The organism is Weizmannia sp. FSL W8-0401 (genome assembly GCF_038009125.1).
Taxonomy (GTDB): Bacteria; Bacillota; Bacilli; order Bacillales; family Bacillaceae_C; genus Weizmannia; species Weizmannia coagulans.
This window is the reverse complement of the sequence record NZ_JBBPAG010000001.1, coordinates 931,439-945,208: the sequence shown is the minus strand read 5'-3', so window position 1 is coordinate 945,208 and position 13,770 is coordinate 931,439. Positions and strand designations below refer to the sequence as shown.

Below are 13,770 nucleotides of genomic sequence, written 5' to 3'. Positions count from 1 at the left end.
GATGCAAAGACCGGCATGCAGCTCTGTTTACAAATACAGCCATAAAAAAACAGCAGGACCGGCCAAAATGGCTTCGTCCTGCCGCTTTCACAGCAAATCTCTTATGCTTCCATCGGAGAGGCTGCCCCCTCCTTTTCTACCATCTTATGAAGGTGTCTAAATTTCACAACAAAGTAGAGAAGGGAAAGAAAGATAAACGCCGCAAAAAAGACCGAAAGCTTATCGGCATTTTGCCACATGAAACTGAAATCGCCGCTTGAAATCACCGCTTTAAACATTTGCAGCGAATATGTCATCGGCATCAGGTCATGGACAGCCTGAAGCGGCTTTGGAATCAATTCAAGCGGGAAGGTGCCTGCGCTTGTCGTCAGTTGCAAAATCAAAATGATGACCGCAATGTACCTGCCCGGGTTCGCGAATGCCGCAACCAAAAATTGGATGATCGCCATATAAGTCAGGCTCGTCATAATGGTTGCAAAGATAAACAGTGGCACACTTTGCACATGCAATTTCAGCAGATCAAGCAGAATGAAATCTGCCAAAAGCGATTGTAAGATGCCGATCAGTGCCATGACGCCGAATTTTCCAAGAAACCAGGTTACCCCGTTTTTCGGCATGATTGCCGGGGCTTTTACATTGTAGATAACTGTCAGCAATAATCCGCCGACAAAAAGCCCGAGCGATAAGAAATACGGAGCAAGGCCGGTACCATAGTTCGGCACTTTTGTCACAGCATCATGGTTCAGCCGGACCGGGCTGCTCATCATATTATAAGTGGCGTCGGTCGGATTGATGGCCCCGGCCTGGTCAGCCGCTTTGCCAAGTTTATTGCTCAGTTTATCTGCGCCGGCATTTAATTGGCCCGTGCCGGAAACAAGGTTGCCCGCACCGTTGTTCAACTGCTTACTTCCGCTTTGCAACTGGGCTGCGCCATTTAATAATTGGGACGTGCCTTTTACGAGCACGCTTGAGCCGTTCGCAAGTGATTGTGTACCGTTCGTCAATTCATTTGAACCTTCTGCCAGTTTTCCGGTCCCTTCTGCAAGCGCGCTTGAACCGTTTGCCAGTTGTTTCGTTCCGTTTACGAGCTGGCCTGAACCGCCGGAAAGCTGCCCGAGCCCGGATGCAACCGCCGTTGCCCCGGATTCGAGGCTGTTTGCGCCGGATGCAGCTTGTTGCAGTTTTTCATTAAAAATGGTTGCGTTTTTGACGAATGCATTTTGGCCGCTTGCAAGTTGCTGTGCGCCGTCATTCAAACGATTGGCGCCTTTGGCGAGTTCGCCAATACCGGTTTGCAATTGTTGCTGCCCGCTGCTTACCTCTGTAAGCCCTTTGTTCAGATCAGAAAAGTACGGAGCAATCGCCTGTTGAATTTGGCTTTGCAAAGCGGCTTGCGTAGATGCAGACCCGCTGGTTAACGAGGCCAAAAGCTGCTTTTTGACCTGCTCTCGGAATGCTTTCTGGAATGTTTGTTTCTTTTCAGGTGTATAATTACTTAAGATTTGGTCGGAAACCGTCTTATATGTTTCGGCCGGCAGCACTTGTTCTAACTGGCTGAGCAGGTTTTTCGCCTGGGTCTTTTGCTGTTCAAACATGCTACCGCTCATCTCATCGATTTGCGACTGAAGGCCGGTAAGCCTGGTCTCCATGTTTTCATCCATCTTGCTTGTAATGCCCGCTGCAAGCTTTTCAGGCAGCTGTTGTTGCAGCTCTTTCACGCCGTTTTGCACTTGGTCGGTGCCGCTCGTTAACGCCGGAAGCTGGCTGTTGACCCTATTTAATCCGTTACTTAATTTGTCGCTCCCGTCTGCCACCTTGCCGGCTCCCGTTTGAAGCTGTTTCGACGCATCAAGCAACTGGCCGCTTGCCGAGGCAAGCTGGTTCATACCCGAGGCCAGCGTTTTTGAACCATTTGCTACCTTATCCGCACCCGATTTTGCCTCCGACAGCCCGTTTGAAAAAGTAACCGAGCTTGCCGCCAATTGGGCCAAATGGTTTTTCAAGGAAACGGCGCCGCTGTCAACCTGGGCGATCCCTTCGCCGAGCGTGCGTGAACCGTTATACAGTTTCAAAGCGCCCTTGTTTAAATCAGCCGCCCCGTTATGGACCCGGCCGATGCCGTCATTCAGGGCGGTAGCGCCGGTCAACAAATTTTCCGTTCCTTTTCTTAAGACAACAGCGCCGTCTTTTAGTTTGCCGCTTCCTTTGGCAAGGCTTTTTGCCCCGTTTCCGGCAGACCGGTAGCCGTTTGCCATCTCTTTCACTTTGCCGAATACTTCTTCCGCATACGTTTTTGTCACCTGTTCTGCAACGCTCGATTTTATTTTTGTCATTGCAGATTCTTCAATTTTGGAAGAAATATAGTTCATTGCCTGGTTTTGAATATAGTTCAGCTGCAATTTTTGTGGGTTTTTATCCAGTAAAGTGGTTGCGTTTTTAGAGAAATCTTCAGGGATCTCTATAATCATATAATATTGGTTATCTTTCAGTTTTTTCTCCGCCGTTTGCTGATCGACAAAGTGAAAATTAAAGGTGTCCTTTTCTTTTAAATTTTTGACGAGCTTATCCCCGAGGGCGAGATGTTCCCCCTCCATTTGTGCCCCTTTGTCTTTATTTACAACGGCAACCGGCAATTTTTCGATATGCCCGTACGGATCCCAAAGAGACCAGATAAACATGCCGGCATATAAAATTGGCACAAGAATAATGGCTGCCGTTTCAATCAGCTTTTTCGGCGAACGTAAAATACTCCGTATTTCCGCGAACCATAAATTGTCCATCTAAAATACCTCCTTTTCCAGCCGAAAAATCAGTTCTGCAGCCCTTTTAACAAATACAGTTCAAACGCCTCCGCAATTTCTTCCTTCGACAGAGAATCATGGTGTTTTTCCCAGTCAAAAATAATGGCGACATACAGTTTAAACATGATAAAAGCGGTCAACTCCGGATTGCACGGTTTGATTTTCCCCGCCTGTATCGCCCGTTCCAGCATTCCTTTCAGGTAGTCAATGATCTTCTCTTCAATTTTCTCGACCATGTCATTGACGGCCGGCGTTCCCATTTCTTTCTGCTCTTCGAATAATTTAAGCGTCAGCTGATGGGTTTTGCGGAATTCAAGAATGCTGAACAGGGCGGAATGCAGATTGGCATAAAAAGAAGCTTCCGGATCCATTGACGCTTCCGCCACCTGCTCCATTTCATCAATCAGGCGGGCAATGATTTCATGGAATAATTCTTCTTTATTGCGAAAAAAATTGTAAATGGTCCCCTTTCCGACGTTGCCCATTTTGGCGATCAAATCCATTGTTGTCGCTTTATAACCATACTGGGCAAAAGATTTTGTAGCAGCGTTTAATATTTGCAGCCTGCGGTCCGTTTCCAAGCTTTCCACCTCCCGTTAGAACGAGTGACTGATTTGGTTTTTTGGTCATTTTCGTACAAAAAGTAATATACCACGTTTCCTCCTGAACATCAAGTATTTGTTATCCGGGAACCATGATGCTTCCGGCCAAGTCTCTGCAGTGCTTTTCATTGGCGCATTTTTCATTCGTTTCTTCAAGTAAAAGCATTCCTTCGTTGGGAATGATCTCCCGCCGCTGCGCCATACTTGCATGGCAACGCGCCGGAAAAGATTTTACACATCCCTCATTCCCGTTTCCGTGACAATAAAAACGGCAGGTGCCAGCCGAATGCACCATGCCGCTTTCTTCATCACCTATTAAAATTCAGCCCGAAGCCGGAAGTACCGGAGCATCTCGCCAACCGCCGCCCTTCCCTGGGAGATGCAGTCCGGCACGCCGACCCCGTTAAACGAGCTGCCGGCAAAAGAAATGCCCGGCAATTCGTTTTTGGCTGCCGCTAAAATTTTCCCGATTCTTGCTTTATGGCCCACCGTATATTGCGGCATCGCATATTTCCAGCGGGAAACAACAGTAAACTCCGGTTCTGCTGTTATTTCCATGATTTTATTTAAATCTTCCAGCACGATTTTCTGAATCCTGTCATCCGCGAGATCGACGACTGCGGATTCCGCTGACCGGCCGATATAGCAGCGGAGCAACGCCTTTCCTTCCGGTGCTGTATGCGGCCATTTTTTATGCGTCCAGGTGCAGGCGGTAATTGTATAATCACTGTTTCTCGTCACCACAAAGCCTGTCCCGTCAATGTCTTTTTTCACCGCGCTCTCCGGAAACGCCATCGAGACTGTTGCAACAGATGTGGATGGCACCTTTTCAAGCGGCGCAAAAAAAGCATACTTTGAAAAAATATGGGGGAGCGAAAAATGAGGAAGGGCCGAGATAATATAATCCGCTGTGATGCGGGTTCCATTTGTCAGTGTGATCCTGTAATCCCCGCCGCCCGTACTCATTTCAACCGTATCCACTGTCACGCCCTTCATGACCGCCTCAGCGCCGATTTTTTCCTCAAGTGCTTCAACGAGCGTTTCGAGGCCGTTTTGAAAGGTTAAAAAAGCCCCCTTATTCCGGGTTGGCCTGGAGTCTTGCGCAAATTCCGCCGCTACTTTTTTCATGCCGAGGATCAGGCTTCGGTGTTTTTGGACAGCCTCGAAAAATTGAGGCTGCGTTGCCAGCACGCTCAGCTCGTCGACATCTCCGGCATACACCCCGAACAATAATGGTTCGACAAGGTTTTCCAGCACTTCTTCACCGAGCCGGTAGCGGACAAAATCCCCGACTGACCGGTCTTCGCCGGTATTTTTCCGGGGCAGGATCAAATCGCAGAGCGCCCGGATTTTGCCGGTAACAGAAAACAAAGGAGAAGCAAAAAAAGGCGCCAATCTTGTCGGAATGCCCATCACAGAACCTCTTGGCACCGGATAGAGCTGTTGGTTTAATAAAATATAAGATTTGCCTGTCGCATTGGATACGAGGGAAGGCGACAGCCCAAGATCTTGTGCCAGATGCAAAGCGCTTTGCTTTCTTGCCAGAAAAGAATCCGGCCCGCGTTCAATGACAAATCCGTCCCGCCTGACCGTCTGGATTTTTCCGCCAAGCCGGCGCCCTTTTTCCAACAATATCACATCAAACGGCAGCTGTTGGTCCTCAACAAGGCGCCGCAAATAATAAGCAGCTGTCAAGCCGGTGATTCCGCCGCCAAGCACAGCTACTTTTTTTCTGTTTCCGGCCATTGTCAGCACCTTCTTTGGCAATAATGTCATGCTTTATGGAAATCCGTTAAAAAATCTCAGGCGGCTGCCTATTCTTGCGGCAGCAACCCTGATTTTGTTTTTTTCAAAACAGCCTCAGCCAGCGAATCAATAAAAGCCGGGTTGTCATTCGGCATTTCCGGGCGGTAATACGATGCGCCAACTGAATCGCAAACTGCCTTGCACTCATAATCATTATCATATAAAACTTCCAGATGTTCCGCAACGAACCCGACCGGCGCATAAATGAAGGCTTTATAATGATGTTTTTCATACAGCGTTCTTGTAAGGTCTTGCACATCGGGGCCGAGCCACGGATCCGGCGTATTGCCTGCGCTTTGCCAGCCGACTGCATACGTCTGCACGCCCGCTGCCTCCGCAATCAGATCAGCGGTTTCCCGGATTTGTTCCGGATACGGATCGCCGTACTGCAGAATTTTTTCCGGAAGGCTGTGGGCGGATACAATCAAGCAGGAAGACGTGCGTTCTTCTTCACTCATTGTAGCATACGTTTTCTTCAATTGATGTGCCCAAAAATCGACAAATTTCGGTTCATCATACCAGCTTTCGACCGATTGGATGGCGGGTCCGCCCAGTTTTGCCGCTGCTTCTTTCGCCCTTTCGTTGTATGATTTCACGCTAAAAGCCGAGTAATGTGGCGCAAGCACGATCGATACCGCTTCTTCAATGCCGTCATCATGCATTTGTTTGACGGCATCTTCAATAAAAGGTTCAATATGTTTTAAGCCAATATAAGCTTTAAATTCCGCTCCGTCCGTCCGTTCATTCAGCCTCGCTTCAAGCGCATATGCCTGGTTTTCTGTTATTTTGGCGAGCGGGGACAGACCTCCGATTGCTTTATACCGGCGCTTCAAATCTTCCAGCATCTCATCCTGGGGCCTTCTCCCGTGCCGGATATGGGTATAGTAACGCTCAATATCTTCTTCTTTATACGGCGTGCCGTACGCCATCACGAGCAGTCCGATTTTTTTCTTTTCCATTATGCTCCCTCCTGTTGTTTTCTTTCGCTGTATTCATGAATAAACGTTGTCAGCCTTTTTAATGTTTCCGGACGGACATCAGGGGTGACACCATGCCCGAGGTTAAAGATGTAACCCGGCTGCGCCATGCCTTCGTCCAGTATGGCGGCCGCCTTTTCTTGAATAACTTCCCACGGGGCCAAGAGCACGGCGGGGTCAAGATTCCCCTGGATTGCTTTTGTCACGCCGAGCGCGCGCGCTTTTTGGATCGACAGCCGCCAGTCGAGGCCAACCACATCAATTGGCAGGCTGTTCCATTCCAACGCCAGATGCCCGGCCCCGACACCGAACAGGATGAACGGGGTATTTTCTGTTCGCAATGCGGTAAATATCCGTTCCATCACAGGTTTCATATAATTGCGGTAATCCGCTGCATTTAAAGCGCCCGCCCATGAATCAAATATTTGGATGGCGCTCGCACCGGCTTTGATTTGCGCTTTTACATACACAATGATCATATCAGCCAGTTTTTCCATCAGCGCAAACCACGCTTTTGGTTCCGTATACATAAACGCTTTTGTTTTTCGATAATCTTTTGAAGGCCCGCCTTCAATCATATAACTGGCCAAGGTAAAAGGCGCGCCGGAAAATCCGATCAACGGAACCGCCAACTGTTCCTCCGTCAACAGCCGGATCGTCTCCAGTACATAGGGAACATCTTCTTCCGGATGCAACTCCCCCAATTTTTCCACATCTTTTAACGAAGAAACCGGGTTATGTATGACAGGGCCTGCTCCTTTGAGGATTTCAACTTCCACACCGAGGGCGGGGAGCGGTGTCATGATATCTTTATAAAGAATGGCGGCATCCACATCATAATGCTCTACCGGCAGCCTTGTCACATATGCGCAAAGTTCCGGCTGATGCGTGATGTCGAACAGAGAATACTTTTCTTTCAGTTTACGGTACTCGGGCTGGGATCTGCCGGCCTGCCGCATATACCAGACGGGGACGCGGCCTGCCTGTTCTCCCCTTGCCGCTTTTAAAAGGGAATCGTTTAAGATCTTTTTCTTCAAATGTTATCCTCCTCACGCCACACAGTCACCATTTATTTTATAATAATTCTTTTCAAATAAAAACTATTTTATCCTGAGAGGGCAATATCTTTTTTACTATAATCGTTTCAAAAAGCATTGTGCAGCCAGCTCTTCCAACTGTCACAAATTTGCCGTATTTTGCTTTTCCTTATGGTTGTACGCGAATACAGGCTATGTCCGATTTTTGCCCGGTTTTTTCATTATTATTCCATTTTGTGCCGCTTCCTTCCCCCATCGCCTCTCCGGCACAGACAGAAAAGATGAAAAGGCGTGAGCCGCTTCCTATTTCTATTCGCTTTCGGCCGCCGTCTTTATTTTGCAAAACTTTACAAATTGAACAGCGGAAAGATATAGGTTAAACTGGAAGCAGAGAGGGGTGATCAAAATGAATGTCTACGTCACAACGGGTACTTATGCTTTTCTCTTAAAAATAAAGGAAAAGTATCCCGATGAAAAGATGGTGCTGTTGCAAAACCCGGAACATGCGCTGTTGTTGCACGAAACGGAGGGGAAAACCGTTTTTGCCTCGCCACGCCGTTATCAGCTGGCTGCCTCCAGCGGAAATTTGGAAGACGGCATATTCTTCATTTTTACCCATCTTCCGATTCCGGATGAAGGAAAACCGGTTTACGAATTCCACTTCAAAAAAAACACCCCGACCATAGAAAGCAAGCCCGGCTTTGCAGCATACCGGCTCCTCCGCCCGGTAAAAGGGGATACGTATATCGCCATTACCGGCTGGAAAGACGAAGAGAGTTTCGAAAAGTGGAAGCGTTCCATTGATTATTTGCTCGTCCACAGCCTGGATCTGACAGAAATTGGCGCAAACAAGAGCACGTATGACGCCCCTGCTTTTACAAAAGAATATGTCATTCCGCAAGATGAAGAGGAAGGATAAACAGATCCCGGCCGCCTGCTCAGGCAGCCGGGATCTGTTGCTGTAACCGCCCGTTAAGCAGGCTGCCGGCCGGCCCCTCGATATACACGGACCATTTCAGGAACCGGAAGAATGGGCGATTGGAAAAATTCCAGAGCGGGAAAGTGGGAGTGCCAATCGGGAAAAAAATTTAGTCCGCAGCCTGTCTTTCCGCGCCCGGCCTGCAAATCAGCCGCGAAAAAGGCAGGCCAGTACAGAGATTCAAAAACTAGGTACACTGATTTGCAAAGGTTCCGGAACAGGATAGGCAGGTAAAACCGTGCCTGCACGCCCCGCAGATGGCCTGCGGCATGATCCGGAGGGTGGCAGGCATTATCGTGACAGTCACCCATTTCTTGCCCCCGCCATATGCTGCATCAAGAAGGGGGCAATGGAAATGGGCATTGATTTGACTGCCATTCACTTTGTATATTTGATGTTTATTCTTTTCATTATCCTGATGATGGTCCTGAAAAAGGATACGTCCCTTGTATGTATTGCCGGTATTTTCATCATTGCATGGATTGCAACCGGATCGTTCACTGCGTCTGTCAGCGGTATTTTTACGAGTTTTGTATTTGCGATCAAAGAATTGCTGCCCATCATTCTTGTCATTTCCATTATCGTCTCGATGAGCAGGAGCATGCTTGATACCGGAATCAATGATGTGATGGTGGCCCCGTTCGCAAAACTGATAAAAGGGCCGAATCTTGCTTTTTGGATCATCGGCTTTTTAATGCTGTTTATCTCGACTTTCTTTTGGCCATCCCCTGCTGTCGCGCTGATGGGGGCTGTGCTTTTGCCGGTTGCGATCCGGGTCGGGCTGCCGGCGATCGGCGTGGCTGTTGCCATGAACTTGTTCGGGCACGGGATCGCCCTCTCCGGCGACTATGTCATCCAAGGGGCGCCGAAACTGACGGCTGACGGCGCCGGCATTCCTGTATCGTCCGTCATAGAAGCAAGCGTCCCACTCGTCATTGTGATGGGCGTGGTGACGACCGTTACCGCTTTTTTGCTGCTTAAACGCGATATGAAAAAAGGCTTGCTTGCTGCCGGAGAGAAACCGGCCGAGAGCACTGCACCGCCTGATGCAAAAGTCCCCGGGCTCAAGCCGGTATACAAAAAACTTTTTGCTTTTTTTATTCCTGTGTTTTTCATCCTTGACATCGTTGCCATGGTTCTTTTTCATTTGCAGGGGGATGCGGCAACCGCACTCGTTGGCGGCACCTCGATCATGATCTTGCTTCTCATTACAATGGCCGGTTCCCGTAAAAGCGGCTTTGAAAAAGTGACAAAATATTTGATAGACGGCCTGCAGTTCGGTTTCCAGGTGTTCGGCCCCGTCATTCCGATTGCCGCATTTTTCTATCTTGGCGGCGATGGTTTCCATACGATGATCGGCGCCGATCTGCCGGGCGCTTCACAGGGGATTGTAAATGATCTCGGCAGCGCCCTGGCATCGGTTATGCCGGTCTCAAAAGAAATCGGCGCACTGACAACAGCCGGAGTCGGCGTCATTACCGGCCTTGACGGTTCGGGATTTTCCGGCATTTCGCTCGCCGGCTCAATTGCAGCGCTGTTTGCCCATGCAATCGGTTCGGGAGCCGCCACCCTGACCGCGCTTGGGCAAATTGCCGCAATTTTTGTCGGCGGGGGAACGATCATTCCGTGGGCATTAATTCCGGCTGCTGCCATTTGCAATGTCGACCCGTTTGAACTGGCAAGGCGCAATTTAATCCCTGTCATCACCGGCCTCATTGTGACAACAATTGTCGCGATGTTTCTAATCTGACCGCAGAGCAGGCTGGAAACGGGGCGGCTGAAGCTATGGTCTCTCCATTCGCGCAGGCCAACAGCGGCCCGTTTAGACACGGTGCTGTAAATGGATGGAGTAAGGCGCCCGCCCTTTCACATATGCCAACAGCGGCAGCCTGCATCCGCAGGTGCCGCTTCCTTTTAGCTGTTACCGCGATAAAGCAGCAGACTTTTTCACAATTATGGTATAATAGTAAAAATAACAGGTTGGGGGAATCGCAGATGACAGTGTTGGAAAAATTACATAAAAAACTGGACGGTTTTTACCCGGAAATGGTGGAGACAAGAAGATATCTCCATATGCACCCGGAACTGTCCTTTAAAGAAGTGGAAACAGCCCGCTATATTTCTGATTTTTACAGAAGCCTCGGCATCCGGCCGCGCGAACATGTCGGCGGAAACGGTGTCGTCGCCCGTATAAAAGGCGCAAAGCCGGGAAAAACGATCGCGCTCCGGGCCGATTTTGACGCGCTGCCGATTCAGGAAGAAAATGATGTACCCTATCAATCACAGGTGCCGGGTGTGATGCACGCATGCGGACACGACGGGCATACGGCGGCACTGCTGATGCTCGCCAAAGCCATACATGAAGTGAAAAGCGAATTGGAAGGCGAGTATGTTTTCATCCATCAACATGCCGAAGAATACGCGCCGGGCGGGGCAAAAGCCATGATCGAAGACGGCTGTCTCGAAGGCGTGGACGCCATTTTCGGCACGCATTTATGGGCAACGGTCCCGGTTGGCCACATCCAGTACCGGAAAGGGCCGTTCATGGCGGCTGCCGACCGGTTTGAAGTGACGATCCAGGGCCATGGCGGGCATGGCGCCCAGCCCCATCTTTCGAAAGATGCAGTCGTGGCCGGGGCGCAACTTGTCACGAATCTCCAGCAAGTCATCAGCCGCCGGATTAATCCGATCCGGTCCGCGGTTTTAACGGTCGGGTCCTTTTCTTCCGGCGATGCTTTCAATATCATTGCCGATACGGCGAAAATCACGGGCACGGTCCGGACATTTGACGAAGATGTGCGGGACAGGGTGGAAAAAGAAATCGAAAGGATCATCCAAGGCACATGCCTGGCCGCGGACTGCACATATGATTATGACTATTTCCGCGGATATCCGCCGGTTGTGAACCATGAGGCTGAAACAGCATTTTTGGCGGACTGCGCAAAAGAAATCGAAGGCGTCACCCAAGTGGAAGAAGTCGACCCGTCGATGATCGGGGAAGATTTTGCCTATTACTTACAGCATGTAAAAGGCGCCTTTTTCTTTACAGGGGCGGACCCGGAAAAAGCCGACCCGGCCTATCCGCATCACCATCCGCGCTTTGACATTCATGAAAAAGCGATGCTCATTGCCGCCAAAACTTTGGGCGCAGCAGCCATCCGGTACCAGAACGCCTGAAAAAGCGCTCAAGCATCAGCGTTGCCAGCCCGGTTTTTTTCCTGGCAAGCCGGGCGTTTTGAAAAACCGCTGCAGGCGTAGGGTCCGTTTTTTCGGCAAAAACTTGCAATTGCTAATGCAAAGGGCGGCTTTTTGGCCGGTGGCTGAAACGCCATAGACGGGCGCATTGCTAAAAACGGCACTGGACGGATTGGGCATGAAAAAACGGCACAGGCTCTCCGGCTTGTGCCGTTTTTCATGTTTACGGGCAGGTTGCCACCTGCTTTAACCGAACCCGCCGCTTGCATGAGGAGCCTGTGCCGTTTTTTTAAGTTGACGGACAGGGCATGCACTCCGGCCCGGCGTTACTGGCGACGGATTTTTCCGGGAACATACCAGGCGACAAGCAGCCAGGAAAATACGGCTCCTGCCGCAAGAACGAAAAGGCCGTTCATCCACAAGCCGTTCAATGCGGCTGCCGCTGCAAAAATGGCCGTCTGCACATACAGGCAGACTGCAAGCAGCCGGATAAAAGATGTTTCTTTTAACTTGCGGGGCACCGGATAGAGACGCAGCCAGATTTTTAAATCGTGGGATCCGATCATCGGAATCATTTGGAAAGCTGTCAAATAAATAAACACGACGGCTAGAACGAGCGCGAGCACCCGTTCATGGCTGAAAAACAACAGCACGGCCCCGATTGCGGTCAGCCGCACAAAAAGCCCGAAATACTGGCTTGTCCTGAGGAACGTGCGGGCAAATAAATATTGATAAGTATGTTCCTGGCCGTATCGGATGCCGGCGAGGAGCGGATCGAGCCATTTGCGCCGTTTGACCTGCCCTTTGAGTTCCGGCACGTCGGCAAACAGATTTGCAAACCGGTAAAAGCCCATCAGCCGCCTTTGCTCGCGTTCAATGAGCGCATCCCATCTGAGTGTCCGTTTTTGGGCGAGCCGGTAAAAATACAGAAACAAGCCGAGCATAACGGCAGCCAGAATGCCCACAAGAAAGAGGCTTGCCTCATTGACAACGAGAAACACAAACGCGGCGCTTAATGCAAACCGGATGATCCAGTCGAAAACAGGGGCATACGGTTCCGGCAGTTTATACACATTCCAGCTCAAAAGCAGGTTCCACATTTTTAACGCGAGAAGCAGGACCAGCAGGCCAAAAAAACGGCCGAATCCGTGCCCCGTAACAGCCGCATACATCGGCATCAAAGCGGCAAGCACAAACAAAAGCAGATAAGCTTGAATACTGAAAGAAAACAGGATCGCTTTTTTAAAAAACGGGCGCATCCGCATTTCCATCGGGATAAGGAATACCCGGTCTGCTTCTTTTAACAGCGTGTACACCGGGCTCGCCGCCAGAAACAGCCCGAGCAAAAGGCCCATTACAAGGGCAACGGGAAAATCCGGACTGAGATGCTTCACCCAGCGGCTATAGTAAAAAGCGGCGGCACCCAGCCCGAAAATCAGCACAAACAGCAAATGGTCATTAAAAATATACCGGGTATAGCGCCTTAAGTTTTTTAAATAGGAAGCAAACCTTTCTTTCCAAAGAAGGTCAATTTCGTTCATCGTCATCTTCCTTTGTCAATTGGATATATAAATCATCCAATGTTGCGCCGGGCATCGAAAATTGCTGCTGAAGCTCTTCCAATGTTCCTTTCGCGCGGATCCGCCCGTTATGCAAAATGATAAATCCGTCGCAATACCGTTCTGCCGTTGCAAGAATATGGGTGGACATCAGGATTCCCGCCCCCTTTTTTTTCATCGTGCCCATCAAATCCAGCAGTGACTGGATGCCGAGCGGGTCGAGGCCGAGAAAAGGCTCGTCAATAATGTACAGGCTCGGCTCGACTAAAAAGGCGCACATAATCATCACCTTTTGCTTCATGCCTTTTGAAAAATTGGCCGGAAACCAGCCAAGCTTTTTATGCAGGCGGAATTCCTTTAATAAAGGCGCGGTTCTGTCCGCATAGGTTTTTTCATCGATGCCGTATGCCATTGCCGCCAGTTTCAAATGTTCTTCCAGCGTCAGTTCCTCATATAAAATCGGGGTTTCCGGTATGTACGAAAACTGCTTCCGATAAGCGTCCGGATCCGCGTTTAAGTTTTTGCCGTTGATCGTGATCCGCCCTTTTTTCGGCTCCATTAACCCGATAATATGCCGGATGGTCGTACTTTTTCCGGCACCGTTTAAGCCGATCAGCCCGACCAGCTGCCCCGCTTCTACCGTAAATGAAACATCTTGAATCACAGGTTTTTTCGTATATCCGCCTGTTAAGGACGCCACTTCCAATAATGTCATCTAAAGAACCCCTTTGTGTCAAAAGTTCTGATCTGTACCGTTATTGTACCATGAAAGCGTTCATGACTGAATGCCAACTGCGCGCCTGAAAAATTTTTG

The 13,770-nt window shown here is 49.7% G+C and carries 10 protein-coding genes; 3 read left to right on the top strand and 7 right to left on the bottom strand.

What is annotated here, in order from left to right; all coding sequences use genetic code 11:
• Positions 1 to 101: 101 nt before the first annotated feature.
• From NSU00_RS04315 to hemE, 5 genes are all read right to left on the bottom strand, one after another.
• A complete protein-coding gene (locus NSU00_RS04315) occupies positions 102 to 2,780 on the bottom strand; it encodes a YhgE/Pip domain-containing protein (protein ID WP_340703475.1) in 2,679 nt (892 codons plus the stop codon).
• A 29-nt stretch (positions 2,781 to 2,809) separates the two neighbouring features.
• Positions 2,810 to 3,382, bottom strand: a complete 573-nt coding sequence (locus NSU00_RS04310; protein WP_118498070.1) for a TetR/AcrR family transcriptional regulator — start codon at positions 3,380 to 3,382, stop codon at positions 2,810 to 2,812.
• Between the two features lie 336 nt (positions 3,383 to 3,718).
• Positions 3,719 to 5,149: a protoporphyrinogen oxidase gene (gene hemY, locus NSU00_RS04305; protein WP_340703474.1), complete on the bottom strand. Its 1,431-nt coding sequence runs from the start codon at positions 5,147 to 5,149 to the stop codon at positions 3,719 to 3,721.
• Positions 5,150 to 5,217: 68 nt separating this feature from the next.
• Positions 5,218 to 6,168, bottom strand: coding sequence for a ferrochelatase (hemH, locus tag NSU00_RS04300; RefSeq protein WP_061086509.1), 951 nt, complete (start codon positions 6,166 to 6,168; stop codon positions 5,218 to 5,220).
• Positions 6,168 to 7,223, bottom strand: a complete 1,056-nt coding sequence (gene hemE / locus NSU00_RS04295; RefSeq protein WP_340702423.1) for a uroporphyrinogen decarboxylase — start codon at positions 7,221 to 7,223, stop codon at positions 6,168 to 6,170. The genes hemH and hemE overlap by 1 nt, the downstream gene beginning before the upstream one ends.
• A 406-nt stretch (positions 7,224 to 7,629) precedes the next feature.
• Between hemE and NSU00_RS04290 the strand changes: the two genes are divergently transcribed.
• The 3 genes from NSU00_RS04290 to NSU00_RS04280 all read left to right on the top strand — a co-directional run bounded on the left by NSU00_RS04290 (position 7,630) and on the right by NSU00_RS04280 (position 11,379).
• Positions 7,630 to 8,142 (top strand): antibiotic biosynthesis monooxygenase family protein, encoded by a 513-nt coding sequence (locus tag NSU00_RS04290; protein ID WP_340702422.1) that lies wholly within the window; start codon positions 7,630 to 7,632, stop codon positions 8,140 to 8,142.
• Between the two features lie 415 nt (positions 8,143 to 8,557).
• Positions 8,558 to 9,952: a hypothetical protein gene (locus NSU00_RS04285; RefSeq protein ID WP_340703473.1), complete on the top strand. Its 1,395-nt coding sequence runs from the start codon at positions 8,558 to 8,560 to the stop codon at positions 9,950 to 9,952.
• 245 nt (positions 9,953 to 10,197) lie between these two features.
• Positions 10,198 to 11,379 carry a M20 family metallopeptidase gene (locus NSU00_RS04280; protein WP_340703472.1) on the top strand — a complete coding sequence of 394 codons (1,182 nt, stop codon included), beginning with the start codon at positions 10,198 to 10,200 and terminating at the stop codon, positions 11,377 to 11,379.
• Positions 11,380 to 11,723: 344 nt separating this feature from the next.
• Here NSU00_RS04280 and NSU00_RS04275 read toward each other — a convergent pair whose 3' ends face one another.
• Both NSU00_RS04275 and NSU00_RS04270 read right to left on the bottom strand, forming a co-directional pair.
• Positions 11,724 to 12,938: an ABC transporter permease gene (locus tag NSU00_RS04275; protein ID WP_328191847.1), complete on the bottom strand. Its 1,215-nt coding sequence runs from the start codon at positions 12,936 to 12,938 to the stop codon at positions 11,724 to 11,726.
• The gene (locus NSU00_RS04270; protein ID WP_013858728.1) at positions 12,925 to 13,671 is read right to left on the bottom strand and encodes an ABC transporter ATP-binding protein; all 747 of its coding nucleotides are present in this window, start codon (positions 13,669 to 13,671) and stop codon (positions 12,925 to 12,927) included. Before NSU00_RS04270 ends, NSU00_RS04275 begins: the two co-directional genes overlap by 14 nt.
• Positions 13,672 to 13,770 lie beyond the last annotated feature (99 nt).